General features: G+C 62.8%; 26 protein-coding genes and 2 pseudogenes. 11 read left to right on the top strand and 17 right to left on the bottom strand.

Features of this window, described 5'->3' with window-relative positions; all coding sequences use genetic code 11:
* Nucleotides 1-375: pseudogene (locus AC1DX0_RS11620) on the bottom strand (AraC family transcriptional regulator); the annotation flags it as partial.
* A 160-nt stretch (nt 376-535) separates the two neighbouring features.
* Between AC1DX0_RS11620 and AC1DX0_RS11615 the strand changes: the two are divergent.
* Entirely contained in the window at nt 536-1,243 is a 708-nt protein-coding gene (locus AC1DX0_RS11615) for a hypothetical protein (RefSeq protein ID WP_477221683.1), read from the top strand.
* 54 nt (nt 1,244-1,297) lie between these two features.
* Here the strand turns inward: AC1DX0_RS11615 and rpmE are convergent, their stop codons facing one another.
* Nucleotides 1,298-1,519: a 50S ribosomal protein L31 gene (gene rpmE / locus AC1DX0_RS11610; RefSeq protein WP_477221684.1), complete on the bottom strand. Its 222-nt coding sequence runs from the start codon at nt 1,517-1,519 to the stop codon at nt 1,298-1,300.
* A 206-nt stretch (nt 1,520-1,725) separates the two neighbouring features.
* Between rpmE and AC1DX0_RS11605 the strand changes: the two genes are divergently transcribed.
* On the top strand, nt 1,726-3,525 hold the full coding sequence (locus tag AC1DX0_RS11605) for an ABC transporter transmembrane domain-containing protein (RefSeq protein WP_477355412.1): 1,800 nt from the start codon (nt 1,726-1,728) through the stop codon (nt 3,523-3,525).
* Between the two features lie 18 nt (nt 3,526-3,543).
* Here AC1DX0_RS11605 and AC1DX0_RS11600 read toward each other — a convergent pair whose 3' ends face one another.
* Together AC1DX0_RS11600 and AC1DX0_RS11595 are read right to left on the bottom strand one after the other, a co-directional pair.
* The gene (locus tag AC1DX0_RS11600) at nt 3,544-5,448 is read right to left on the bottom strand and encodes a DUF3857 domain-containing protein (RefSeq protein ID WP_477221686.1); all 1,905 of its coding nucleotides are present in this window, start codon (nt 5,446-5,448) and stop codon (nt 3,544-3,546) included.
* Nucleotides 5,449-5,699: 251 nt separating this feature from the next.
* Entirely contained in the window at nt 5,700-7,184 is a 1,485-nt protein-coding gene (locus AC1DX0_RS11595) for a carboxypeptidase M32 (protein ID WP_477355409.1), read from the bottom strand.
* 266 nt (nt 7,185-7,450) lie between these two features.
* Between AC1DX0_RS11595 and AC1DX0_RS11590 the strand changes: the two genes are divergently transcribed.
* Nucleotides 7,451-7,804, top strand: a complete 354-nt coding sequence (locus AC1DX0_RS11590) for a DUF1304 domain-containing protein (protein ID WP_477221688.1) — start codon at nt 7,451-7,453, stop codon at nt 7,802-7,804.
* A gap of 93 nt (nt 7,805-7,897) precedes the next feature.
* On the opposite strand, the gene AC1DX0_RS11585 is transcribed toward AC1DX0_RS11590, so the two are convergent.
* From AC1DX0_RS11585 to AC1DX0_RS11550, 8 genes and pseudogenes are all read right to left on the bottom strand, one after another.
* A complete protein-coding gene (locus tag AC1DX0_RS11585) occupies nt 7,898-8,326 on the bottom strand; it encodes a hypothetical protein (protein ID WP_477221689.1) in 429 nt (142 codons plus the stop codon).
* A 248-nt stretch (nt 8,327-8,574) separates the two neighbouring features.
* Nucleotides 8,575-9,606 carry a peptidoglycan -binding protein gene (locus tag AC1DX0_RS11580; protein WP_477355406.1) on the bottom strand — a complete coding sequence of 344 codons (1,032 nt, stop codon included), beginning with the start codon at nt 9,604-9,606 and terminating at the stop codon, nt 8,575-8,577.
* A 1-nt stretch (nt 9,607) separates the two neighbouring features.
* On the bottom strand, nt 9,608-10,633 hold the full coding sequence (locus tag AC1DX0_RS11575) for a MotA/TolQ/ExbB proton channel family protein (protein WP_477355403.1): 1,026 nt from the start codon (nt 10,631-10,633) through the stop codon (nt 9,608-9,610).
* A gap of 213 nt (nt 10,634-10,846) precedes the next feature.
* The gene (trhA, locus tag AC1DX0_RS11570) at nt 10,847-11,533 is read right to left on the bottom strand and encodes a PAQR family membrane homeostasis protein TrhA (protein WP_477355400.1); all 687 of its coding nucleotides are present in this window, start codon (nt 11,531-11,533) and stop codon (nt 10,847-10,849) included.
* 173 nt (nt 11,534-11,706) lie between these two features.
* The gene (locus tag AC1DX0_RS11565) at nt 11,707-12,507 is read right to left on the bottom strand and encodes an inositol monophosphatase family protein (protein WP_477221693.1); all 801 of its coding nucleotides are present in this window, start codon (nt 12,505-12,507) and stop codon (nt 11,707-11,709) included.
* Between the two features lie 122 nt (nt 12,508-12,629).
* Nucleotides 12,630-13,196 carry an elongation factor P gene (efp, locus tag AC1DX0_RS11560; RefSeq protein WP_013529127.1) on the bottom strand — a complete coding sequence of 189 codons (567 nt, stop codon included), beginning with the start codon at nt 13,194-13,196 and terminating at the stop codon, nt 12,630-12,632.
* Nucleotides 13,197-13,312: 116 nt separating this feature from the next.
* Nucleotides 13,313-14,077, bottom strand: coding sequence for a LysR family transcriptional regulator (locus tag AC1DX0_RS11555; protein WP_477221694.1), 765 nt, complete (start codon nt 14,075-14,077; stop codon nt 13,313-13,315).
* Between the two features lie 16 nt (nt 14,078-14,093).
* Nucleotides 14,094-14,180, bottom strand: a pseudogene (locus AC1DX0_RS11550) (hypothetical protein); the annotation flags it as partial.
* 92 nt (nt 14,181-14,272) lie between these two features.
* On the opposite strand from AC1DX0_RS11550, the gene AC1DX0_RS11545 reads away from it, so the two are divergent.
* The gene (locus AC1DX0_RS11545; RefSeq protein WP_477221695.1) at nt 14,273-15,304 is read left to right on the top strand and encodes a zinc-dependent alcohol dehydrogenase family protein; all 1,032 of its coding nucleotides are present in this window, start codon (nt 14,273-14,275) and stop codon (nt 15,302-15,304) included.
* Nucleotides 15,305-15,420: 116 nt separating this feature from the next.
* Here the strand turns inward: AC1DX0_RS11545 and AC1DX0_RS11540 are convergent, their stop codons facing one another.
* The 4 genes from AC1DX0_RS11540 to AC1DX0_RS11525 all read right to left on the bottom strand — a co-directional run bounded on the left by AC1DX0_RS11540 (nt 15,421) and on the right by AC1DX0_RS11525 (nt 18,809).
* Entirely contained in the window at nt 15,421-16,416 is a 996-nt protein-coding gene (locus tag AC1DX0_RS11540) for a tetratricopeptide repeat protein (protein WP_477221696.1), read from the bottom strand.
* Nucleotides 16,417-16,462: 46 nt separating this feature from the next.
* The gene (locus AC1DX0_RS11535; RefSeq protein ID WP_477221697.1) at nt 16,463-17,110 is read right to left on the bottom strand and encodes a thiamine phosphate synthase; all 648 of its coding nucleotides are present in this window, start codon (nt 17,108-17,110) and stop codon (nt 16,463-16,465) included.
* Between the two features lie 101 nt (nt 17,111-17,211).
* Nucleotides 17,212-17,853: a PH domain-containing protein gene (locus AC1DX0_RS11530; RefSeq protein WP_477355398.1), complete on the bottom strand. Its 642-nt coding sequence runs from the start codon at nt 17,851-17,853 to the stop codon at nt 17,212-17,214.
* A 71-nt stretch (nt 17,854-17,924) separates the two neighbouring features.
* A complete protein-coding gene (locus AC1DX0_RS11525) occupies nt 17,925-18,809 on the bottom strand; it encodes a DMT family transporter (RefSeq protein ID WP_477221699.1) in 885 nt (294 codons plus the stop codon).
* 132 nt (nt 18,810-18,941) lie between these two features.
* Here AC1DX0_RS11525 and AC1DX0_RS11520 point away from each other — a divergent pair, with 132 nt between their 5' ends.
* The 3 genes from AC1DX0_RS11520 (at nt 18,942) to AC1DX0_RS11510 (ending at nt 21,082) form a co-directional block, all read left to right on the top strand.
* Entirely contained in the window at nt 18,942-19,400 is a 459-nt protein-coding gene (locus tag AC1DX0_RS11520) for an Lrp/AsnC family transcriptional regulator (protein ID WP_477355395.1), read from the top strand.
* A gap of 67 nt (nt 19,401-19,467) precedes the next feature.
* Nucleotides 19,468-20,196 carry a class I SAM-dependent methyltransferase gene (locus AC1DX0_RS11515; RefSeq protein ID WP_477221700.1) on the top strand — a complete coding sequence of 243 codons (729 nt, stop codon included), beginning with the start codon at nt 19,468-19,470 and terminating at the stop codon, nt 20,194-20,196.
* 115 nt (nt 20,197-20,311) lie between these two features.
* Nucleotides 20,312-21,082, top strand: coding sequence for a sulfite exporter TauE/SafE family protein (locus AC1DX0_RS11510; RefSeq protein WP_258588831.1), 771 nt, complete (start codon nt 20,312-20,314; stop codon nt 21,080-21,082).
* A gap of 43 nt (nt 21,083-21,125) precedes the next feature.
* Here AC1DX0_RS11510 and AC1DX0_RS11505 read toward each other — a convergent pair whose 3' ends face one another.
* Entirely contained in the window at nt 21,126-21,677 is a 552-nt protein-coding gene (locus tag AC1DX0_RS11505) for a DUF2269 family protein (protein ID WP_477355392.1), read from the bottom strand.
* Between the two features lie 330 nt (nt 21,678-22,007).
* Between AC1DX0_RS11505 and AC1DX0_RS11500 the strand changes: the two genes are divergently transcribed.
* The 4 genes from AC1DX0_RS11500 to AC1DX0_RS11485 all read left to right on the top strand — a co-directional run.
* The gene (locus AC1DX0_RS11500) at nt 22,008-22,388 is read left to right on the top strand and encodes a hypothetical protein (protein ID WP_477221702.1); all 381 of its coding nucleotides are present in this window, start codon (nt 22,008-22,010) and stop codon (nt 22,386-22,388) included.
* 377 nt (nt 22,389-22,765) lie between these two features.
* Entirely contained in the window at nt 22,766-23,299 is a 534-nt protein-coding gene (rcdA, locus tag AC1DX0_RS11495; RefSeq protein WP_477355389.1) for a protease adaptor protein RcdA, read from the top strand.
* Nucleotides 23,300-23,395: 96 nt separating this feature from the next.
* Nucleotides 23,396-23,905: a crossover junction endodeoxyribonuclease RuvC gene (ruvC, locus tag AC1DX0_RS11490; protein ID WP_477355386.1), complete on the top strand. Its 510-nt coding sequence runs from the start codon at nt 23,396-23,398 to the stop codon at nt 23,903-23,905.
* A 56-nt stretch (nt 23,906-23,961) separates the two neighbouring features.
* Nucleotides 23,962-24,084: AbrB/MazE/SpoVT family DNA-binding domain-containing protein (locus tag AC1DX0_RS11485; protein ID WP_477355415.1), on the top strand; the 123-nt coding region annotated here is incomplete at its 3' end.

Here is a 24,084-nt window from a genome sequence, read left to right as displayed (position 1 = left end):
TGACAGGAACACAAGGATGATCACCGGGCCGACCGGCTCGCGCCAGAAGACCAGCAGCAAGGCAACCAGGCAGGCCGGCAGCAGATGTGGCCACAGCCGTGCCAGGCGATGCTCCGATCGTTCCTTCGTCAAGCCGCTGAAGGCGATCCAGGCAAGCGGTGCGATCAGCGTCGCCAGCACCGACTGGACCGGCATCATGGCCCTGACATCATAACCCCAGCGGACACCGATCAGCACCGACTGCAAGGCATAGGCGGCCATCAGCAGCATGAAGGCGATGTGTTCGCGCAGATCGGCCTCGTTTCGGCGGATCATCTGCACGAGCAGGATGATGAGCAGCAGAGCGACGACGAAGGGAAGGGGAATGAAGATCATGATCGCAAGCGTGGTTCCAAGGCTGGTAGCGACCGACAATGACCTGGATTGCGTTCACGGTCGTCCCGGATCGCGATCGAGGTCGCCGAAATCGACGTCCCGGGTCATTGCGACAGCGCCACGGTCCAGCCAGGACCGCCACACATGATCGGAGATATCCATGAAATTCGCAATTCTTGGCCTGCTGTCATTCGGCAGCATCGTGCTTGCGTCACCGGCAAGCGGGGATGCCGGCAAGACACTCGATCTCGCCGGTGTGAGCGCCGTCGTCATATCGGGCGAAGCCAGTTCCGTCAGGCTCACCACGTCGGCTTCGGCGCCTTATCAGGCGACGATCGGCAGCCGCCGCGAAGGCTGGTTTTCGCGCTGGTATTCGAGCTGGTTCGCCAATGACTGCAGCCTTGCCAGCGACATGAAGCTGGAGGCCTCGACATTGCGTATCGACGTTGCCCCCTCCTCATGGCTGGATCCCTCCGACTGCAGGGTCGAGATCAACGCCAACATTCAGCCCGAAAGTTCGGTGTCGATCGACCAGGCGGCGCTGCAGGCCAACATGGCGGGGAATTTCTCCACCATCGCCATAACCAGCAAGGCGGCCGATGTTTCGCTGGACGGGCATGCCTCGACCGTCGATCTCAAAGGCGACGCGCTGAAAGCCAATCTCGCCTTCGGCAGCGTCAGGCAGGACGAAAACATCGCCATCACCGGCAAGGCGCTGGATGCCACGCTGGCCTTCGGCCAGGGGGTTGCGATCAGTTATTCGGTCATCGCCACGGCATCCTTCGTCGACAGCGCGCTTGCCAACACCACCGGCGCCAAGCCCTCGGTCGTCCTCAAGGGGGACTTTGTTCGTGCCACCATCCGTTGAACAAAAAACCCGCCTCGAAGGCGGGTTTTTGATCTGCGGCAATGTCTAAATGGCTTAGAGGCCGAAACCTTCGAAACGCTTCTTGAACTTCGACAGACGGCCGCCGCGGTCGAGCAGGGTCTGGTGGCCGCCGGTCCAGGCCGGGTGCGTGGTCGGGTCGATATCGAGGTTCATCGTATCGCCTTCCTTGCCCCAGGTCGAACGGGTCGTGTATTCGGTGCCGTCGGTCATGACGACCTTGATGGTGTGGTAATCGGGGTGAATAGCGCTCTTCATGGCTCGGTTCCTGGCTTGCCGGCGCGGCTGACGGGCATAAGCCTGCGTCGATGCGCCTCTTTTTAAAACTCGAAGCCGCAGCTATTGAGGAGCCACGGCTTCTAAAACGGTCGGCGAGCCTATACATCAGGCGGAATTGAATCACAAGGCCGCGGCAAGCGCATATTGCGGCGCATGAAGCCGAAGCGGCTAGAGGAAACACCGAGATGGCGCAATCAAGCAGCGCAGACGAGCGTCGACGCTCGCTCAAGCCGCTCAGACGCCTGTTCCCCTATATCACTGGATATCGCACGCTGGTCGTCGGCGCGCTTATCTCGCTGGCCATCGCGGCGGCAACGACATTGGCGCTGCCGCTGGCCGTGCGGCGCATGATCGACCATGGTTTCTCGTCGGCCAGCACCACCTTCATCGCCGAATATTTCGCCGCGCTGGTGGCGATGGCCGCCGTGCTGGCGGCAGCATCGGCCGGTCGCTACTATTTCGTCATTACGCTCGGCGAGCGCGTCGTTGCCGACATCAGGCGCGACGTCTTTGCCCATGTGACGACGCTGTCGCCTGCTTTCTTCGACACCGCGCAGTCGGGCGAGATCGTGTCGCGGCTCGCCGCCGACACCACGCAGGTCAAATCGGCCGTCGGCGCCACGGCTTCGGTCGCGCTGCGCAACGTCATCCTTGGCCTCGGCGCGGTCGGAATGATGGTCATCACCAGCCCGAAACTGTCCAGCCTGGTCATAGCTGCCATACCCGTGATCGTTCTGCCGCTGGTCGCCTTCGGCCGTTCGGTGCGGCGCAAATCAAGGCAGGCGCAAGACACACTTGCCGATGCCACGGCCTATGCCAGCGAGCAGATCGGCGCGGTGCGCACGCTGCAGGCCTTCACCAACGAGAAGCTGGTCACCAGCCATTTTTCGGGCGCGGTGGAGGCTGCCTTCGAGGCGGCGCGCTCCTCGATCTTCGCGCGCTCTTTTCTCACCTTCTTTGCCATTTTCACCATTTTCTCGTCCGTTGTCGCGGTGCTCTGGTTCGGCTCGCGCGACGTCCTCGAAGGCACGATATCACCGGGCACGCTTGGCCAGTTCCTGCTCTATTCGGTGTTCGCGGCCGGTGCGCTCGGCGCGCTGTCGGAAGTCTGGGGCGAACTTGCCCAGGCGGCGGGTGCGGCCGAACGGCTGACCGAAATCCTGGCCGAGAAGCCGGCGATCCAGGCGCCGGCCGATCCGAAGCCGCTGCCGGCGGTCGCCAAGGGCGCGATCGTCTTCGACAACGTCTCCTTCTCCTATCCGGCGCGGCCCGACCGTGCCGCCGTCCATGGCTTGAGTTTTCAGGTCATGCCCGGCGAGACGGTGGCCATTGTCGGGCCCTCTGGAGCCGGCAAGAGCACGGTCTTTTCGCTGATCCTGCGCTTCTACGATCCAGAGACCGGCAAGATCCTGATCGATGGCGTCGACGTGCGCGAGGCCGATCCGGTCTCGGTGCGCGAGCGCATCGCCATCGTGCCGCAGGACGTCACCATCTTCGCGGCCAGCGCGCGCGACAATATCGGCTTTGGCCGGCCGGGTGCCGGCAATGCCGAGATCGAGACGGCAGCGAAGGACGCGCTGGCCGACGAATTCATCCTCAAGCTCGAGAATGGCTATGACAGCCAGGTCGGCGAGCGCGGCGTGACTTTGTCCGGCGGCCAGCGCCAGCGYGTSKCGATCGCYCGCGCCATCSTGCGCRAYGCGCCGATCCTGCTGCTCGACGAAGCCACCTCGGCACTCGACGCCGAAAGCGAGACGCTGGTGCAGACGGCGCTGGAACGGCTGATGCAGGGCCGCACCACCATCGTCATCGCCCACCGGCTGGCTACGGTGCTGAAGGCCGACCGCATCCTGGTCATGGATGGCGGCCGTATCGTCGAGGAAGGCACACATCAGAGCCTGGTCGCCAAGGGCGGCATCTATGCCAGGCTGGCCAAGCTGCAGTTCGAGACCGGCGCCAGCGCCTTCAGGGGCGCGGCGGAGTAAGCATTTCCACTATACCGGTCAATTCGCCTCGGTTTCGGCATAGCCGAAATTGTAGCTCCATGAGGCGTTATCGCTCATCTTCCTGCGCGACCTCAAATAGGAACCGATATCCTTGGCGGGGACCCGATCGCCGATCGTCTTGAGAAACCAGTCGACCTGGAACTCGGTCGGCGTGCTCGACCAGCGCGCCTTGAAGGCGACATAGGCCGTGATCACGTCATCGGACTTTTCGGGGCCGACAAACGCCGCCTTCAGGTTCCGGACGATGCACTGATGGCGCTTGAACATCGGGCTGCCGAGCCAGATCGGCCCGGCCCGGCCGACCATGTCCGGCTCCGGCAGATTGCTGATGCCGACATCCGCCTTCAGCGGGAAGTTCTTGACGAGATCATCGGCGTCGAGATCCTCGGCCGCAAGCGCGTAGGATTCGACCGTGGTGACGACGTTGCCGTCGCGGTCGTCATGTGTCGACAAAGGTGCCAGGCTGGTCATTCCGGGATACTGCCGGTTGTAATACTGGAGATAGTCGTCGGCGAGCTTGGTGGCCGATTGAGAAACCAGCCTGTAGCGCATGGAGTCGGCATCGGCGTCCCGATAGGTCGTGCTGACCGTCAGCTTGAGTGCCTCGCCCTTGAGTTTGGGAAAGTCGAACGCCTCGTTGACGAAAGTGGTCGGCTGGAAAAGCTCCTTGCGCTCCATCCTCTCCATCTGCGCTTTGCCGGCGATAATCGGCAAGGCAAAGCCATAGTCGGGCGCAACAAGGTTTTCGGCGCGACCGCCCTGCAGATAATTGGTCGCATCGATCCAGTAGGTCTGGCTTTTGATCGTTGCCTTGACGATGACGTGGTCGAAGGCGCGGATCGTCGGCAGCATGTCGCCAAGCGCCAGTCCGTCGTCGAGATCGGTCAGGGCCGGATCGGCCTCAACGCCAAGCCGGCGCAGGCTGGAGGCAAGAAGCAGGGCCTTGTCCTTGCAGTCGCCGAAGCCTGAGGCGATCACGGTGCCGGGGCTGCGGGGAATATAGGAGCCGCGGCCCATCGACAGGCTTACATAGCGGATGGTGTCCTGGACCAGCCGCATTGCCTCGATCATGCGGTCTTCCGGCCTGGCGTATCTGGCGGCGATGTCATCGAGCTTCGATATGAAAGCGGCCGGCAGTTCCTGGTCGAGCCGATAGTAGGGCAACATCGCGTCGACAACGTCCTGCCATTTGGCTGTCGAGGAGATCTGGATCGTCGGATAGGTCAGGAAATCCGCCGGCAGGTTTTCCTCTGATTTGACCGGGGCAGGGTTGACGCTTTGCCAGGTGTAGGATTTCGACGCACCGTCGGTTTTGACATCCGGCTGGATGTCGGTGCGGACCTGGCGGATGTTCAAGGGCTGGTTTGCCGGCCAGGTCACCTGCTCGCGGATGAGCGCGATGGGTTCGCCCCAGGCCATGGCGACCGAGTGGAAAAACAGATCGGCGCCGACGATCGGTGTCCTGACAGTGGTACGGCCATAGTCGATGATGTCGCCGACACGGACATCGTCGACATTCACATAGGCCGTGAGCCAGCCGTCGAACAGTCCTTTCTCGGCGTCCTTTTCGCGCCGGAAGACATCGAACGTGGCTCCGGGCAGCCGCTCGATGACCACGCCGTCGCGGATGATGTTCAGCCAGTTCATCGTGACCTGCGACGTCGCCGGGTCGAACTCGAAATTTATGGCGGCACCGCGCTCGAGGCCGGTGCGGTCGACGATTTTGTAGGCATAGCGGTCGAAGGCCTCGATGCCGCCGGGCTGCTGCCGGATCTGATATTCCGAGACAAGATTGGAGATGCCGTTCTTGATCTGGCTGTCGAAGCGCGGGTCTGCCTTGGGGAGTTCGATCCGGTCGATCCAGGCGCCTGGCCTGCCTTTGTGGATTTCTGGGTCGGCCATGGCCGGCGCGCAGAAAATCGCGAAGGCAATCAAGACGACAAGCCGTGTGATCGCAGAAGATGTCACCGGAAAGTACCCGCCCTTATGATCCGCACGTTCGACAGATATCGGCGGACACCACCAGTGATAGAAAAGTAGCGGCGATCCCGCAAGACATTGGAATTCGGTCGTCGTCCGATAGAGCCTTGTCATCGCCTTGTTGCGGGTTCGTGTCGATGGTCAGCGAAATCGGGATGGCATGACGGCCGATCTCATGCGCCGTAGCGTTGCTTCAGGTGATTGACGAAATACACGGCGTTGAGTTTTTCGCCGGTGGCGCGTTCGAGCAGGTCCGGTGTCGACCAGCGCGACCCCTGCGACCATATCTTCTTGCGGCGCCAGTCGTTGATACCAGCGAAATTCCCTTTCGCCAGTTCGTCGTCGGCGGCGGGATGCTCGCGCGTCAGCGCGGCCCATTGCTGCGCCGCCATCATCGCGCCCAGCGTGTAGGACGGGAAGTAGCCGAAGGCGGCGCCCGGCCAATGCACGTCCTGCATCGGCCCGTCGGCCGGATTGTCGATGGTGGAGAGGCCGAGATAGTCGCGCATCTTGGCATCCCAGGCTTCGGGGAGATCAGCCACCTCCAGCCTGCCCGAGACCAGTTCCTGCTCCAGTTCGTAGCGCAGGATGACATGCAGGGGATAGGTTACCTCGTCGGCGTCGACGCGGATCAGGCCGCGCTCGACGCGATGCACATGCGGCAGGAGATCGTCGAGCGACCAGGCCTCGCCGAGATGCTTTTCCACCACCGGTAGCGCCCAGCGCCAGAAGGCTGGATTGCGGCCGAKCTGCTTTTCGACGAACAGGCTCTGGCTTTCATGCACGGCCATGCCGCGCGCCTTGCCGAGCGGCCAGTGCGMCCATGCYTTCGGCAGGTTCTGCTCGTARAGMGCATGGCCGGTCTCGTGCAGCACGCCCATCAGCGCCGACAGGAAATCCGATGTCTTGTAGCGGGTGGTGATGCGCACGTCGCTSGGCACGCCGCCGCAGAASGGATGGTGCGASACMGACAGCGAGCCRTGSGTSAGGTCGAARCCGACCGCCGCCATCATGGCRAGRCCRAGCTCGCGCTGCTTGTCGATCGCATAGGTGCCCGAAAGCGGCTTCAGCGGATGCTTGCGCAGCCGCGCTTCCTGAATCGCCAGCGCCTCCGGCACGAAGCCTTTGAGGAAGGCCTTCAGGTCGGCAAAGACGGGGGTGATGTCGGCGGTGCGGTTGCCGGGGTCGAATTGCTCCATCAGCGCATCGTAAGGGGCGAGGCCGAGCACGGCGGAGCGCAGAGCCGCCTCTTCGCGCACCAGCGCCACCACGCCCTCGAGCGCCGGCTGGAAGCCCGCCCAATCGTTCTTGGCGCGCAGGTCGCGCCACAGCTGCTCGCAACGCATGCGGGCCGTCGTCTGGCGTTCGACGAATTCGACCGGCAGGCAGGTCAGGTTGGTGTATTGCCGCCGCAGTTCGGCGAGAGCCGCGCGCTGCTCGTCGTCGAGCGCCTCGCCTTCGGCGGCGGCGATCCAGTCGGCGATTTCCGGTGCGGTTGCCCTGGTGTGGTACATGCCGGCCAGTGCCGCCATCGCCTCGGCACGCTTCTCGCCGCCGCCGACGGCCATATGCGTCGCCTCATCGGCGCCGAGAATGGCCAGCGCATGCTCAAGTGCTTCGAGCTTGTGGCCGAGGTCGTCGAGTTTCTGAAAGGACATGGCGGCTTCCGTGATTGAGGACGGCGCGAAAAGACACCAACGCAAAAGCGTTGGCAACCCTCAGAGCTGCTCACCGTTTCACGGAAACGGTGAGCAGCTCTGACTCTTTGTTTTGACGCAATTCCGGGGGAAAGCGCTACGCGCCTTTCCCGGGAAAACCGCTTCACACTTTTCCTGGAATTGCTCTAGACACCCTCCGTCAGATGCACCTTGCGCAGGCGATACCACGCATGAAATGCTGTCGGCAAACCACGAAGGGGGAGCAAATGATCGGCAACATCCTGGTCGGGCTGGTGGCCTTGATCCATGTCTACATCGTCTATCTCGAGATGGTGCTCTGGGACACGCCGCGCGGGCACAAGACATTCCGCCTGACGCCGGAATTCGCCAATGCCTCGAAGGTGCTGGCCGCCAATCAGGGCCTCTACAACGGATTTCTCGCCGCCGGCCTGATCTGGGGGCTTTATCTCGGCGCCGCCGGCTTTCAGGTCAAGGTTTTCTTCCTGTTGTGCGTGGCGATTGCCGGCCTCTACGGCGCGGCAACGGTCGGCCGCAAGATCCTGTTCATCCAGACCGCGCCGGCGTTGGTCGCCCTGATCGCGGTCTGGCTTGGTTGGTAAGGCAGGCCGGGTTGGTGAGGAAAAAGGGCGCCCGCGGGATTGGGGTCCCGAAGGCGCCAGGTGTCCTTTCCTCTTGAATCGTTTGGGATCGCCTCAGCCGTTCGGATAGTTTCCGCCGTCGGAACCGTCGCCCATCTGGAAACCGCTGCCGGTATCGATCATCAAACGCTGGTCGACACGGTCGAGATGGCTCAGCAGGTCATGATACTGCGCGGCCGGTATCCTGCCGTGATCCGACGCGGCAATCTTCTCGGCCGCCTGGCGGATCTGGTTGGTGCGCATTTCCAGGTGTGCCGCCACGGCCGGGGTGATGTTGTTGGCCTGCCGTGCGTCGACGATGCCCTGGCGGACGCCTTGAGCCTGTTCAATGAGGGCTTCGACACGCGGACCCGTCAAATCGGTCGGGTTGGTGGCATCGAGAGCGCCCTTGTGATGGCCCGCGGCATAGGCGCCGGCGAGCGGAATGGCGATGAAGAATGCGGTCAGTGCTGCAGTTCTGAGCGTGGGGTTAAAAGAGCGCATCGTCGCGTCTCCTCCTGAAGAGAAAGGCAGCGGTTCTTTCGTCTGCCTTCCAGCTGTGGGTCGTCCAGTTCCGTCGCGTCGCGATGGGAGGCATCGCCGGCGGTTCTCGGCCCTGCGCAGCAAGCTAGGAGCGCTTCGGAGTGAAGTGTAATTAAAAAAAGATAATCTTTTCAGGCCTTGCCGGCTCCGGTCTGCGCCCTAGAGTTGAGCTGGCAAACAAGTTCGCGTGACTTTTCCGTGATGGTGAATCACCGTTCGGTGAGCTTCAGTTCAATACGGCGGTTCTTGTTGCGCGCCTCGTCGGTGTCGGCGGGATCGAGCGGCTGGAACTCGCCAAAGCCTGCGGCGACCAGCCGGTTGGCCGGCACGCCGTTCTCGATCAGGAACTTGACCACCGAGGTCGAACGCGCCGTCGACAATTCCCAATTGTCGCGGTAACGGCCGTTGCCGGACAACGGCTTGTTGTCGGTGTGGCCGTCGACGCGCAGCACCCAGTTGATCTCGGGCGGAATTTCCTTCTGCAGTTCGATGATGGCGTCGGCGAGCTTCTTCATCTCGACCTTGCCGGCATCGTTGATCACTTCGGACCCGGTCGGGAAGAGCACTTCCGACTGGAAGACGAAGCGGTCGCCGACAATGCGGATGTTTTCGCGGTCCGCGAGAATCTCGCGCAGACGCCCGAAGAAGTCGGAGCGGTAGCGGTTCAATTCCTGCACACGCTGCGCAAGCGCCACGTTCAGGCGGCGGCCGAGATCGGCGATCTTGGTGTTGGAATCGCGGTCGCGGGTTTCGGATACGTTGAGCGCGTCCTCGAGTGCGCCGATCTGCTTGCGCAGTGCCGCGATCTGCTGGTTGAGGATCTCGACCTGGCTCAGCGCCTGCTGGCTGATCTGGCGCTGGTTGTCGAGTTCGCCGCCCAGCTCCGTGGCTCGCTGGGTGGCGGCGTCGCCGGCGCCGGCGCCTTGCGCCAGCAACTGTTCGAGCCGGCTCTTYTCCGCCTCYGMCGCCGAYAGCGAYGCCTGCARATTGGCGAGCGAATCRTCCTTGTCCTGCGYCGTCGAGCGYTCCAGCGCCAGMAGYTGCGTCAGTTCATTGATCTGCGAGTTGAGGCGTGTGAGCGCCGTATCCTTGCCGGAGAGTTCGCGGCCGAGCAGGAATTGCGCCAGCACGAAGACGGTGAGCAGGAACATGATGGCGAGCAGCAGCGTCGACAGCGCGTCGACAAAGCCCGGCCAATAGTCGATGCGGCGATCGGTACGCCGGCCCCTGGCAAGCGCCATGTCAGTGCACCCCGGGCTTCTTCAGGGCTTCGGCAATCTTTTCCAGCGTGTTGCGCATCGCCTTCTGTTCATCGGACTGGGCCTCGACCCAGTCCCGCATGATCTGCTGCTCGGAGCGCATGTTCTTGACCAAGCCGGAAATGCCGTCGGCGAGATTGGCCATGGCGGTGGCGACACGCGGATTGGAGCCGCCGCCATTCTCCTGCATGCTGCGCAGCCGTTCCGACAGCACACGGATCTCGTCGGAGGATTCGGTCTTGGCCGGRTCGGMGACGACGATGTCKGACGACAGRTCMGTSACCGAGGACARCCAGTTCTCAAGCTCGGTGTAGAAGCGGGTCTGGGCGCGGCCSGCCTGCAGGTCGAGGAAGCCGAGCACGAGCGAGCCCGACAGGCCGAACAGCGAGGACGAGAAGGCCGTGCCCATGYCGGCCAGCGGCGCCGACAGACCCTGCTTCAGCGAATCGAGCACCGCCGCCGCGTCACCAGTGCCGGGGTCGAGCGATTCAATGGTCTCGCGGATCGAGCCGATCGTATTCAACAGGCCCCAGAAGGTGCCGAGCAGGCCGAGGAACACCAGCAGGCCGACGAGATAGCGCGAGGTGTCGCGGCTCTCGTCGAGGCGCGTGGCGATGGAATCGAGCATAGTGCGCATCGAACTGGTCGAAAAGGCCGTCGCGGAGGAGCGGCCGATCATCGCCTTCATCGGCGCCAGCAGAATCGGCTCTGTTGTCTCAGAGCCGGCACGGAAGGAGTTGACCCAGCGCACCTCGCGAAACAGCCGCCCGACCTGGGCAAAGGCGAGCAGGATGCCGACCACGAGCACGCCGACGATCAGGCCGTTGAGCCCGGGATTGCTGCCAAAGGCGGTCGAGATCTGGCGGGTCAGGATGGCGGCGATGAAGGCGACGATGGCCAGGAAGATAACCATGGTCAGCAGGAAAACCTGCGGACTCGACAGTTTATGCGGATCATAGATCAGGACGTCGGAGCGCCTGCCTATGCCGAAGGATCTGAGAAAAGCCATCCGTGCCCCGTTTCCGATGCTCTATTTGCCTTTACGCAATTCCGAACGGGAAACCGCTCGCACTTTCCCTGGAATTGCTCCAGCGCCGCCGATCACGCAGTTCGCGACTYTAAACGGAATTGTGACCAAATTGAATGGCGCYTGGCAATATTGCCGTCGGGCTAGTATGCAACGCGTCCGATCTGAGATGGAAACCGAAGTCGGTTTCCATCATCAGAGCCGGTTGATGACCAGACAGTCGACCATGGCCGCCAGATGCAGGCCCGCGCCGGTGACGACGAAGCCATGCCACAGCGCGTTGTGGAAGCGCAGCCCCTTCCAGGCGAAGAAAATGACACCGCAGGAATAGACGACGCCACCGGCGACGATGAGCACGATCGACGTCGTCGGCAGCGTCTCGACGAGTGGCTTGACCAGGACGATGCCGCTCCAGCCGATGGCGAGGTAGAAGACAACAGCCAGCCGGTCGAAGCGGCCGGGGARAAACACTTTTATGGCRATGCCCATGACGGCCGCCGCCCACACCAGGACGATCATCCAGCTGGCCAATGGCGAGCCATCGAGCTGGGCAAGAAAGGGCGTGTAGGTGGCGGCGATCAAGAGATAGATCGCGGCGTGGTCGAAGCGCCGCAAGATCCATTTCGCCGGCGACGTCACCGGCCAGAGATTGTAGGTCATCGATACCGACAGCACGGTGAGCAGTGAAACCACGAAGAAGGCGGCGGCGATGTATTCGCCCGGCCCGACCCGAAACGCCGCCAGCGCCAGCAGCGCCGAGCCGGCCGCGATCGCCAGCACGATGCCGACAGCATGGACGATGCCGTCGGCGATCATCTCCGCACGGGAATAGTGCCAGCGCCCGACAAAGGGAATTTCGAGTTGCGGCGGTGTGTTGGTCATGCGGAGTCCTGCGTCACCCCTTATCTGGGCAGCCACCGGACAGTATTTCAAGCTTTGGTTGCGGTTTTGCGACTGCGGCGGTTCAGCACGGCGGGCCTTTGCTTGCCTACAATTCCCAGGGAAGCGCTACGCGCTTTTCCTGGGAAAACGCTCCGCACTTTCCTGGAATCGCTTCAGCGGGGTGCGAAGGGTGTTTTCACCGTCTTCAGCAGCGCGCGCTGGATGACTTCATTGCCGGCGACGACCGAGCCGTTGTCGAGCATGTCCTGTCCGCCATCCATGTCGGAGACGAAACCGCCGGCTTCGCGGATCAGGAGCAGGCCGGCGGCGATGTCCCAGGCCGACAGGCCGGTTTCCCAGAAGCCATCCATGCGTCCGGCGGCGACATAGGCCAGATCGAGCGATGCCGAGCCAAGGCGCCTTATGCCGGAAACCTCGGCCATGACGTTGCGCAATTCGACGAGGAAATTGCCGTGGTGGCCGCGTCCCAGATGCGGCATGCCGCAGCCGATCACCGTGTCGACCAGCTTGATGCGGCCGGCGACGCGCAACCGGCGGTCGTTCATGAAGGCGCCGCCGCCGCGCTCGGTCGTATAGAGCTCGTCCATAGCCGGATTGTAGATGACGCCGGCAACGATCTGGCCCTGGCGTTCCAGCGCGATCGAGACGGCAAACAGCGGGATGCCGTGCAGGAAATTGGTGGTGCCGTCGAGCGGATCTACGATCCAGCGGTGCTGGTTGTCGTCGCCTTCCACCACGCCGCGCTCTTCCATCAGGAAACCGTAGCCCGGACGCGCTTTCGACAGCTCGGCAAACAGAATGTCCTCGGCCTTGCGGTCGGCCTGGCTGACATAGTCGCCCGGACCCTTCAGCGAGACCTGCAGGTTCTGGACCTCGCCGAAGTCGCGCGACAGCGAGCGGCCGGCCTTCATTGCGGCCTGGACCATGACGTTGAGAAGGGCTGAGCGTGCCATATCGTTGAAACTCCAAAAGCTTGGGGCGGATCAACTCAAATTGGATCGCGGCCCCGCTTCATCTGCTTGTCTTTGCACGCATGATCTTGTCCGAAAAGTCTGCAACTTTTCGGGACCATGCTCTAGTCGGCGCGGCGCACGTAAGTGATTTCGTTGGTGTCGACGATGATGCGTTCGCCGGCGCCGATAAAGGGCGGCACCAGCACGCGAATGCCGTTTTCCAATATCGCCGGCTTGTAGGAGGACGCGGCCGTCTGGCCCTTCACCACCGGATCGGCCTCGGTGATGGTCAGCGTCACATAATCGGGCAGCGAGATGCCGATCGGCCTTTCCTCATAGAGCTGAACCGTCACCATCATGCCGTCCTGCAGGAATGCGGCGCGGTCGCCGACGAAATCCTTGTTCAGTTCGAGCTGTTCGTAGCTTTGGGTGTCCATGAACACCAGTGCGTCTTCCTGCGCGTAGAGGAAGGAAAAATCCTTCAGGTCGAGGCGGATCTGTTCAACCGTCTCGGCCGAGCGGAAGCGCTCGTTGAGCTTGGTGCCGTTGATGAGGTTCTTCAGTTCGACCTGGTTGTAGGCGCCGCCCTTGCCGGGCTTGACGGTGTTGGTCCTGACCGCCACCCAGAGGCCGCCATCGTGCTCGATGACGTAACCGGGACGGATTTCGTTGCCATTGATCTTGGCCATGATGATGGGATCCGGAATGAGATTTTCGCCTGGACAAGCGATTTAGGGGCTCCCAAGACCACAAATCGCCCGGAGAGGCAAGGGACGCCGGATCGGCTCCAGCCTGCTGGCCGGCATCAGGCCTTGATCGTGATGGCTTCGGCGACGGCCTTTGCAATGGCCTCCGCGGCCTTCGCCAGCCGGTTGAGGTGCGGCGAGCGCAGTGCCACGACCTGCAAGGAAAGGTCGACATCCTCGACATCGACAAGCGCGAGGCCATCGGGAAGTCCTCGCGCCGCGAGCCGCAACGGCATGAGGCCGAGGCCGTGTCCCCGACGTACCCATTCCATCTGCATCGCCGGGTCCTGAATTTCCGCCGCCACAACGAGCCGATGCCGTTCGCCTCCCAAACTGGAGAGGAGCGTCTGACGCGCGTCGCAGGGTTCGGGGCTGAGAACCCAAGGCATAGGGGTCAGAGCGTCCGTGCGCTGGGGAGCGGTGCCGCCAGCCTGGCCTATGATGCAGAGACGTTCGGCGCCGAGCGCGTCCGAGCCTTGATGATCGGCAGGTCGCAGAACGATCGCCATATCGAGCTGACCGCGTTCGAACTGCTCAATGAGTTCCGCGCTCCAGCCGGTCTTGAGCCGCAACGATACTTTTGGAAACGCAGCGGACGCGCCGGCGATGGCGCCCGCAATGCTCGCATCGGACAAGCCATGCGCCAGGCCGACACGCAGCACGCCCTGCGGCTCGGCGTCAGCGGCGAACGCTTTTAGAGCCTCGACCGAAGCCAGTATGTCCTTTGCACGCGCCAGCACCTCCAATCCTGCCGCAGTCAGGCGCGGCGGCTTCTGCCGGCGATCGAGAAGCGTCGTCCCGAGCATCTCCTCCAGTCGCTGCATCTGTCCGCGTGACGGCAGGCTGCGTCAGAGGCAGGCGGCGGGCCACATTCTGGATCGAGCCTTCCTCGGCGAAGAGAACGAGCGTGCGCAGTTCCTCCAGCATTTCAAACTACTCCAGATGCATAATCATTCTGATTATTATGAATTTGAAATCAGGATGCCGGCAAGCGATTTTCCTTTCAACGGATTTCCAAAATGGAAGGGAAGACAATGCAAGCGATCGAATTGCAGGCCTCCGGCGGCATCGACAATCTCAGACTGGTCGAACGGCCGATGCCGGAACCGGGTCGCCAGGAGATGATCATCAAGGTCAGGGCAACCGCGCTCAACCACCGCGACGTGGAGATCGCCCGTGGCAGCTACCACACCGCCTTCGCGCTGCCGCTGATACCGCTTTCGGACGGCGTCGGCGAAGTGGTTGCGGTTGGCGCCGAAGTGACCCGTTTCAAGCTCGGCGACCGCGTCTGCGGCACGTTCTGGCAGCGCTGGGTCGGCGGCAGCTTCGCCATGGCCGAACCGTCCTATCAGCGCGGGGGTCCCATCGATGGTCTGCTCAGCGAGTTCGCGCGGCTGGACGAACAGGCAGCCGTGCTTGCGCCGCCCCATCTGAGCGATGTCGAAGCGGCGACATTGGCCTGCGCCGCGGTCACAGCCTGGCACGCGCTGTTCACCGAAGGCCAGTTGAAGCCGGGCGAGACGGTGCTCAGCCTGGGCACGGGAGGCGTCTCGCTGTTTGCGGTGCAGTTCGCCGCGGCAGCCGGCGCGCGTGTCATCGTCACGTCGAGCAGCGACGACAAGCTCACGCGGGCAAAGGCGCTTGGCGCGCATGACGGCATCAACTATCGCGACAATCCCGATTGGTCGTCAATCGTGCTGGCGCTGACCGACGGCCGCGGCGCCGACCACATTATCGAAGTCGGCGGGCCGCAAAGCTTCGCTCAGTCGCTGAAGGCTTCGGCGCGTGGCGCCCAGATCAATGTCATCGGCTATCTCGGCGGCAGCGACGGGGCGATCAATCCGCTCGATATCTTTCGTCGCCAGATCAGGGCGCGCGGCATACCTGTGGGCTCACGCGAATCCTTCGAGGCGATGAACCGGGCGCTCGCGGTTAACCGGCTGCGGCCGATGATTGATCGCGTCTTCCCATGGACAGAAGCAGCGGCGGCTTTTCACCACCTCGAGCATGGCTCACCCTTCGGCAAGGTTGTCCTCGATCACATGCAATGATTTGGCGAGACGCCGTTAGAGCGTTTCACCGTTTCATGGAAACGACGAACCGCTCTAACTCTTTGTTTTGACGCAATTCCTGACGGAAAACCGCCCACACTTTTCCTGGAATTGCTCTAGGGCAGGCGGTTCGCCTTCTGCAGGGCCTGCTTGGTCTGGTCGTCGCTCAGCCCCTGCAGGAAATCGTCCATGTCGGGGTCGATGAGGCCGGCGCGGCGGGCGACGATGTACCAGGCGCCGGCAAGCACCAGGTCAGGGTCGGTGCCGATGCCTTGCATATAGAGTTTTGCCAGGCGGTTCTCGGCGGCGACATTGCCGCCCTCGGCGGCCTGCTTCGTCCAGCCGAAAGCCGATTTCAGGTCGCGGGCGCCGCCGCGGCCTTCGATCATCCAGGCAGCGAGATCGATCTGCGCGGTGTCGTAGTTCTGCCGTGCGGCCTGCGCCAGCAGGCGCCTTGCCTGCGCGTCGTCGCGCGGCTTGCCGCCGACGCCGTTGGCGTAGATCTGGGACATGGCGTATTGCGCGTCGGCGAGGCCGGTCGCGGCGGCGCGCTCATAGTAGGCGGCAGCCTTGGTCAGGCCCGCGTCGCCGGGATCCTGCTGGACCAGCATCTGCGCGAAATTGAACTGCGCCAGTTGGTTGCCGGCTTCGGCGGCGGCCTGCATCAGGGCGTAGGCCTCTTTCGTGTCTTTCTTGACGTAGCGGCCGTCGAGCAGCATCAGCGCGTATTGGAACTGCGCCTCCGGCACGCCTTGCTCGGCGGCAAGCGCATACCATTTCGAGGCTTCCGCCGCGTTCAACGGCACGCCGAGCCCGCGCGACAGGATCTCGGCCACCAATGTCTGCGCCGCCGGGTCGCCGTTCTGGGCACGCACCAGCGCCAGGTTGTAGGCCGTCTTGTAGAGGCCGCGCTGGAAGGCACCATAGGCCGCGTCCGCAGGCTTGGCCCCGAAGCGGTCGGGATTGATGCTGTCAGCGGAGGGCAGCGGTGCGGGCTCCGCCGTGGTGGCGGGTTGCGGCAGCTGCTTTTCGATCGGCTTGTCGGTGTGCACGCCGATTTCCGGCTTGGGCTGCGGCAAGGGTATGGTTTCGGCGGCGGCGGCCTGGATCATGACCGCTGCAAGCAAGGCCTGAAGGGGAAGCCTTACCGGAGCCACATCAGTCCTCGAAGCGCGGCGCGGTTTCGTCGAGCAGCGCGTTGGCCTTGGCAATCGCCGCTTGCGGATCGACGCCGTCGGCAAACACCGCGCTCGACAGCGCGACGAACTCGGCGCCGGTGGCGGCCACCTCCTCGATGGAAGCCAGATCGGATCCGGCCATGACGATGCAGGGGATCTGGATCATGTCAGCCCACCAGCGCCCCAGCGAGAGGTTGCGCGGGTGCGGCTCGGGCTTGTTGTCGTAGCCGAAGCGGCCGAAGAAGATGTAGTCGGGCCGCGTCTCGCCAAGCTCAAGCGCGTCGTCACGCGTCTTGGCGCCGCCGGCGCCGACCATCATTTTCGCCTGAAAATGTCCGATCGTCTCGGCGAGCTCGGCCTTGGAAACCTCGACATGGATGCCGTCGGCCTGGACCCGGCCCGCTATGCGGGTGTCGCCGGCGATGATGACGGCGACGCCCGCGGCCTGAGCCGCCGGCACGATCTGTTCGGCGAAGGCCTGGAAAGAGGCTTCGTCCATGCCGTTCTCGGGCAGGATCAGCGAAGCGACGTCACCGCCATCGAATGCGGTGGTGATGCGGGCGGCCGGCACGCCGGATGGCGCGATCAGCACGATGCGGCAGCGATTTGGGGGTGTKGCGTCGTTCATGGTTCTTCGATCCCGGKTTTCGCCTATGCCGGGCGAAGATGGTTGGATTGCGGCATAGAACAAACTGCCGGGATTGAACAGGCGTCAGCTGTCAGGCGGCATCAGGCGGGACGAAGACCATTGCGGGCTTTCGTGACGATGTCGAACACCTTCGACGGATCTTCGATGCCAAGGAATTGCGGCACCGGGTCGAGAGCCGGCGACCAACTGGCAAAACTTCGATAACGCGACTGAGGCCAGCCGCCCGGATTTCCGAAGACCGATGTCGCTGCGCCGAACCGCAAACTGCCACGCTTTTCACCCTCGCCGGTCAGCTGGATGTCGGGAAGACGCTCCAGGTCGATCGATGTGAAGTTGGCGAAAGGAGCGGTGCGCATGATGAGAATGCGTTTGTCCGTCACCGCATAGGAGATGCGCCGTCTCAGCCACGCGTCGACCGCAAATCTGCCAAAGACGAAGAAGAGACCAAYGCAGATGAACATTGCTCCCCATGCGCCGAAGAAAAGCGGCGCGCCTTGCTTTGTCGCGGTATAGGTCCAGAAGATTGCAAACCCGCACCAGACAAGGCTGAACGGAATGAGAAACATATCCCGGCTGGTGAAGAATAGGCCTTGCGTGGGAAGACCGCTCCACAGGATGTGTTCGCGGGGCAATAGCCGTCCCTGAAAAGATCCGATCGCCACGCCTTTACCCCGTTGCTTTGTGCCCGCATCCACATCGCACGGACGACGATCGCCGCGCAAATCAGCAACGCGTTATCCGCCACGAGATCATGCGTTCGAAAATATCGCAGCAGCGATCCAACATTCGCGGGCTATGCCGGGACTTTCGACTTCCACAGCGACCAGCCGAGATTCATGCCGGCCGCCGCCGTCAGGATCAAAGCGGCGCCGACGATCTGGCTGAGATGCAGCCGATGGCCGAAGGCGGTGACGTCGACCAGGATGGCAACGACCGGATAGATGAAGGACAGCGATCCCTGCAGATGGGTCGGCAGCTTCTGGATGGCGCCGTACATCAATATGTACATCAGGCCGGTGTGGACGATGCCGAGCGTCGCCAGCATGGCCCAGCCCCACGGATCGGTCGGAAGATGCGACAGATTGGCGAAGGGCGCCAGCATGACGACGCCGACGCAAACCTGGATGAGCGCGATCAGATGCGGCGGCGTGCCCTTGAGCTTCTTGGTGACGATGGCCGCGACGGCCCAGAAGAAGGCTGCCGCCAGCGCCATGAGGATGCCGGCAAAATAGTTGGTGCCGACATCGCCGGCGTCGGGCGCGGCCTCGACGATCAGCACCATGCCGGCGAAGGCTATTGCCAGCCATGTCAGCTTGGTCAGTGTCAGGCGTTCGGCGAAGAAGAGCGCGCCGAAGCCGACCAGCATGAAGGGCTGTGTGTTGTAGACGGCGGTGGCAATCGAGATCGAGGCGCGTGAGAAAGCGCTGAACAGGAGCAGCCAGTTGATGACGATGGCAGCGCCGCCAAGCGCGGCGAGGCCGATGACGCGCAACGACAGCCTGTCGCGCAGCAATCCAAGCGAAGCGCAGATGACGAGCAGCGTCACCGCGCCGAATGCGCAGCGCCAGAACACCACATCCATGATCGGCTGTCCGGACATGACGACGAACCATCCGATCGTTCCCAGGATCGCCATTGCGGCCGACATTTCGACCGTGCCGCGTACCGTATCGTTCATGATAGACCTCTGTGTCCGTTGAGGTCGCATAATCTCATCCGATGCCGGAGCTTTCCATCTCTTTGAGAAGGCGATATAGATTAACGGCCTAATTATATTAGGTGATGCCTCCGAATCTGTGGGAAATCTGAAATGCTGGACGATCTCGACCGAAGTCTCCTCGAAATCCTGGTGAGGGATGCACGGACCTCGCTGAAGGAGCTGGCSRSCCAGGTCGGGYTGTCGTCGCCRAGCGTCTCGGARCGGCTKCGGCGGCTCGAGGAGCGCGGCGTCATCCGGGCGTTCACCGTCGAGATCGATCCGCTGGCACTCGGCTACACGCTGCAGGCGATCGTGCGCATCAAGCCTTTGCCGGGCAAGCTGCACATCGTCCAGAAACTGATCGAGGAGATCGCCGAGTTCGGCGAATGCGACAAGGTGACGGGTGACGACTGTTTTGTCGCCCGGCTGTTCGTGCGCTCGATCGGCGACCTCGATGGCATTCTCGACCGCATCGCCGACAAGGCCGAGACCAGCACCGCCATCATCAAGGCGCAGCCGATCCGGCGGCGGCCGCCACCGCTTGGAGCGCCGTCGGCCTCATCGTCTTGACTCCGCATGGCTGTGGTGGAAATGCCCTGCAGCTCCGCCAGATAATGGACTGAGAGACGAGGACGACATGGCGCAGAATATCTACGACCAGCCGGAGTTCTTCGCCGGCTACAGCCAGCTTGGCCGGTCGGTCGAAGGCTTGGACGGTGCTGCCGAATGGCCGGCGTTGCGCGCGATGCTGCCCGATGTCGACGGCTTGCGAATTGTCGACCTTGGCTGCGGCTTCGGCTGGTTCTGTCGCTGGGCACATGAGCACGGGGCGAGCCAGGTCCTTGGCCTGGACCTGTCGGAGAAGATGCTGGCGCGTGCGAGGGCCGTCGGCCCGGATACAGGCATCACCTATCAGAGGGCCGATCTCGACCAGCTCAGCCTGCCGCAAGGCGGTTTCGACCTCGCCTACAGCTCGCTTGCCTTGCATTATGTCGAGGATGTCGCGCGCCTGTTCAGGACCGTGCATCAGGCTTTGTCGCCCGGCGGGCATTTCGTCTTTTCGACGGAACATCCGATCTACATGGCCCCGACCAGACCCGGCTGGGTGGTGGATGCCGAAGGCCATAGGACGTGGCCTGTCGACCAGTACCTAGTGGAAAGCCCGCGCAAGACCGACTGGCTGGCCAAGGACGTAGTCAAGTATCACCGCACGATCGGCACCACGCTCAACGCGCTGATCCTGTCCGGTTTCGCGATCGGRCATGTCGAGGAATTCTGTCCGACCGCCGCACAGATCGCGGCCAGGCCGGAACTGGCGGAAGAACTCGAGCGGCCGATGTTCCTGCTGGTCTCGGCCCGGCGATAGGGCACGAGCCGGACATTGGCGGGTGTTCGGCAACCGGTCCGGATTTACAGTCGCCCGAAACGCAATTCTGGTTTATTCAGGCGTTGACGCCTTCCCTCCAGATCAGTCCCTCCCCATGTCAGGCCTGCTTCTCGATCCGTGGTTCTACGCGGCCGCCATCCCGGCGGTCATTCTGGTCGGCCTGTCCAAGGGCGGGTTCGGCGGCGCTGTCGGTTTCGTCGGCGTGCCCCTGATGGCGCTGACCATACCGCCGGTGCAGGCGGCCGCCATCCTGTTGCCGATCCTGTGCCTGATGGACATCGTCTCGGTTTGGACATGGTGGGGCGTGTACGATCGCAAGATGCTGGTCGACATGATGCCGGGCGCCGTCATCGGCATCGGCCTCGGCTGGCTGACCGCCGCACTGGTCACCGAGGAGGCGGTGCGGCTCATCGTCGGCGCGGTGGCCATCATCTTCGTGCTGCGCTGGCTTTATCTGCAGTTCCGCCATGGCTCCGACCACGCCGCAGAACCCAACCGCGTGGCTGCCGCGATCTGGGGCACGGTCGCCGGCTTCACCAGCTTCGTCGCCCATGTCGGCGGCCCGCCTTTCCAGGTCTATGCCTTGCCGATCCGGCTCGATCCCAAGGTGCTGTCGGGCACGGCAGCGATCTTCTTCGCCGCGACCAATGCGCTGAAGCTCATTCCCTATTTCGCGCTCGGCCAGTTCGATACCGCCAATCTGACGGCGTCCGCGGTGCTGATGCCGCTGGCGCCGCTGTCGACCATCGCCGGCGCCTGGCTGGTACGGCGCATGCGGCCCGAGATATTCTATCCTTTCACCTACGCGACTGTGGCGGTCGTGGCGCTGAAGCTCTTGTGGGATGGGATCGCCGGCCTGCTGTGACAGGCGCGGCGACTTTGTCGCCGCATGCAGCTCAACGCCAGCGTCAGGCGGCGCTTTCCACCAGCCGGCGGCTTCCGCCGAAGGCCAGCGTGGCGCCCGTCACTAGGACCAGCATCATGCCGGCGAGGATGCCTATGTCATGCGTGGTCGGCTTGAGCACCATGTCGGCGASGATCACYAGCATCACCGCATAGTCGAAGCGTGCCGCGCTCATCATGCGCTGGCCAATGGCCAGCACGGAAGGCGTCACACCCTCCTTGGCGATCATCGCGCCCATGCGCTCGCCGGTCGGCTTGAAGATGAACATGCCGATCGAGAAGGTCGTGGCGTAGCCGACCAGGCCGATCATGATCCACAGGTCGGAGAAGCCGACCCAGAAGGCGCACATGATGAGGCCGAAGAGCAACGTGAGCATCGACATCGGTGCAAAGAAACGCCCTCCCAACTGCCCGCTGGCACGCATTGCCTGAAGCTTGTCCTCGATGTTGCCGGCGCGCTCGGCAAGCACGCCGAGCAGAAACAGCACGAAGCCGCCTCCGACCCACAAAGTGGCTGAGACGATGTGAAGAAATTTGACGATCGAATACCAGTCCATCGGTTGCTCCCGGGATGTTTCTGTTGGGTTTGCGGTGGCGCGGACAGGCGCCGGCCGTCAGAGGAGCGGGCGTTTAGCGTGGCGGGTGTTTCGGAACGATGTCGCGAAAAACTGGCTCTGTTTCGGCGGTTTTCGACGGGCGCGGTTCTCGACAGCAAACTGATGCGCGGTATCATTTTCTGCTATTGTCGGATGCGTCAGGGGAGCGCGACATCGTCTGGAAACACTGCCGATGCTAGTGCGCCGACGCCGGGAGCCCGGCGGCGATCACAATCGCCTGACGATCAACCCATTCCCGAAAACGGGAAAAGGCAATTCGAGGGGAMAAGCATGCAAGGGGTAGCACGGAATTTTTTCACACTGGCGATCATCTATGCGTTGTGCGGCATGGCGCTCGGCATCCACATGGCGATCAGCGAAGACCATGGCCAGATGCCAACCCACGCCCACATCATGGTCGCGGGCTGGCTGATGTCGGCGGTCTTCGCCTTCTTCTACCATCTGTTTCCGGCTGTCGCGCAGAAGACGCTCGCTGTCATTCATTTCTGGCTGACGGCGATCAGCGGCATCGGGCTGATGATCGGCCTCTTCGCCCTGCTCGCCGGCAACCCGGCCATAGAGCCGGTGCTGGGGATCGCCTCGATCGGCTTCTATGCAGGCATGCTGCTGTTTGCCTTCATCGCCTTGCCGGCTGTCTGGAAGAAGGCCTGAGCCTGAAGCGGACTTCGGGTCTGTGCTGTTACGGCACAGGATGGCGGTGTTCGGTCAAAAAACATCCGCATCGTTAAGGCTTCATTAAGCTTTACAGGTGTTTACTATGTTCATCCAGTGATCTGGATTCTTACCGAGTGGTTGGAGCCACTTTGTTTGACGCCTCCCTGTTAAACTCCTGAGAGCCGCCTTATCCGCGGCTCTTTTTTTGTCTGCATTCCGGCGGCAACCTGCGTGACGGATGGCTGTTAACCTTCTGTTAAACATGTGCTTGCCTTCACCCCCGGCGAAGCGCATTTTCAAGCTTCAGTCATATAGGCTTCCGGGTGTATCGGCAGTGAGTCGAATCGGCCGGTTGCAAGTGCAGGGGCGTATCAATGAACGAGCCTTCGAAGGGCAGTGCGAAGACCGTGAAGCTGGCGGAGCGTCGGGTTTTTTCGCACTCCTTCAAACCGCTCTACCAGGAAGGCATGGGGCTGGTCGAACAGGCGGCTGAGTATCTCGACGGCAAGGGCCGCGCCGAGGCGAAGAAACTGTCACGGCTTGCGGCCACGCTCTACGCGGCCGAATCGATGCGGCTGACCACCAGGCTGATGCAGGTTGCCTCCTGGCTGCTTTTGCAGCGCGCGGCGAATTCCGGCGAGATGACCCGCGACCAGGTAGCGTCGGAAAAGTCCAAGGTGCGCCTCGACACCGCTTCCGCCCATGACGAAGCCGCCGGCTGGGCCGAACTGCCGGAGGATTTCCTCGACCTCGTCAMYCGCTCGCTGCGCCTGCAGGCKCTGGTGCGCCGCATGGACGASGAGATCTACGGCGCCGGCGCCGTGGTCGACAYGCMGCCSATGGGCCGCCGSSCCAATCCGGTTTCCGACCAGATCASSCTGCTMAACACGGCTTTCGCCCGCAACTAGGCGATCTCACTAGATTCTCCTGGCCCGGCAAGGGCATTGTTTCTGGTTTGTTCACATTTCGCTGGCATCGCTGTCCGCCGGAGGTAAACTCGCCGGATGGGGGAAGCGATTCGCATTATCGGTATCGATCCGGGGCTCAGGCGCACCGGCTGGGGCATCGTCGAGAGCCTCGGCAATTCCTTGCGCTTCATCGCGTCCGGCACCGTGCGCTCCGAAGACAAGGCGGCGCTGGCGACGCGGCTGTGCCAGTTGCATGACGGGCTCGCCGAAATCCTGYATCAAGCCATGCCGCACGAGGCGGCCGTCGAGCAGACCTTCGTCAACAAGGATGCGGTGGCGACGCTGAAGCTCGGCCAGGCGCGTGGCATCGCCATGCTGGTGCCGGCACGCGCCGGCCTCGTCGTTGCCGAATATGCGCCCAATGCGGTGAAGAAGGCTGTCATCGGCGTCGGCCATGGCGACAAGAAGCAGATCCACATGATGGTGAAGGTGCTGCTGCCGAAAGCGACCTTCGACACCGAACATGCCGCCGACGCGCTGGCCATCGCGATTTGCCACGCCCATCACCGGCAGAGCGTGGCCTATCGGATGGCGCTTGCCGGTTAGCGATGTTCTTGACTTGTTCACGCTGTGAGAGTAAGTAATACTCCAGAGGTATTACCATGCGCGTGACAACCAAGGGGCAAGTTACAATCCCCAAGCCGATAAGGGACCATCTGGGCATCGGCCCGGGTTCCGAGGTGGAGTTCGTGGCCACCGACGAGGGCGTTCAGCTGGTTGCCGTC

Source organism: Mesorhizobium sp. P3_A9 (assembly GCF_056402975.1).
Note: the sequence above shows the minus strand (reverse complement) of the source record. Positions and strands in the feature narration are given on the sequence as shown.

Bases quoted from the DNA above. Each gene is read 5' to 3' on its own strand.
- AC1DX0_RS11615 (WP_477221683.1), top strand. From the start codon at position 536: ATGAAATTCGCAATTCTTGGCCTGCTGTCATTCGGCAGCATCGTGCTT.
- rpmE (WP_477221684.1), bottom strand. From the start codon at position 1,519: ATGAAGAGCGCTATTCACCCCGATTACCACACCATCAAGGTCGTCATG.
- AC1DX0_RS11600 (WP_477221686.1), bottom strand. From the start codon at position 5,448: ATGGCCGACCCAGAAATCCACAAAGGCAGGCCAGGCGCCTGGATCGAC.
- AC1DX0_RS11590 (WP_477221688.1), top strand. From the start codon at position 7,451: ATGATCGGCAACATCCTGGTCGGGCTGGTGGCCTTGATCCATGTCTAC.
- AC1DX0_RS11585 (WP_477221689.1), bottom strand. From the start codon at position 8,326: ATGCGCTCTTTTAACCCCACGCTCAGAACTGCAGCACTGACCGCATTC.
- AC1DX0_RS11565 (WP_477221693.1), bottom strand. From the start codon at position 12,507: ATGGCACGCTCAGCCCTTCTCAACGTCATGGTCCAGGCCGCAATGAAG.
- efp (WP_013529127.1), bottom strand. From the start codon at position 13,196: ATGGCCAAGATCAATGGCAACGAAATCCGTCCCGGTTACGTCATCGAG.
- AC1DX0_RS11555 (WP_477221694.1), bottom strand. From the start codon at position 14,077: ATGCAGCGACTGGAGGAGATGCTCGGGACGACGCTTCTCGATCGCCGG.
- AC1DX0_RS11545 (WP_477221695.1), top strand. From the start codon at position 14,273: ATGGAAGGGAAGACAATGCAAGCGATCGAATTGCAGGCCTCCGGCGGC.
- AC1DX0_RS11540 (WP_477221696.1), bottom strand. From the start codon at position 16,416: ATGATCCAGGCCGCCGCCGCCGAAACCATACCCTTGCCGCAGCCCAAG.
- AC1DX0_RS11525 (WP_477221699.1), bottom strand. From the start codon at position 18,809: ATGAACGATACGGTACGCGGCACGGTCGAAATGTCGGCCGCAATGGCG.
- AC1DX0_RS11510 (WP_258588831.1), top strand. From the start codon at position 20,312: ATGTCAGGCCTGCTTCTCGATCCGTGGTTCTACGCGGCCGCCATCCCG.
- AC1DX0_RS11500 (WP_477221702.1), top strand. From the start codon at position 22,008: ATGCAAGGGGTAGCACGGAATTTTTTCACACTGGCGATCATCTATGCG.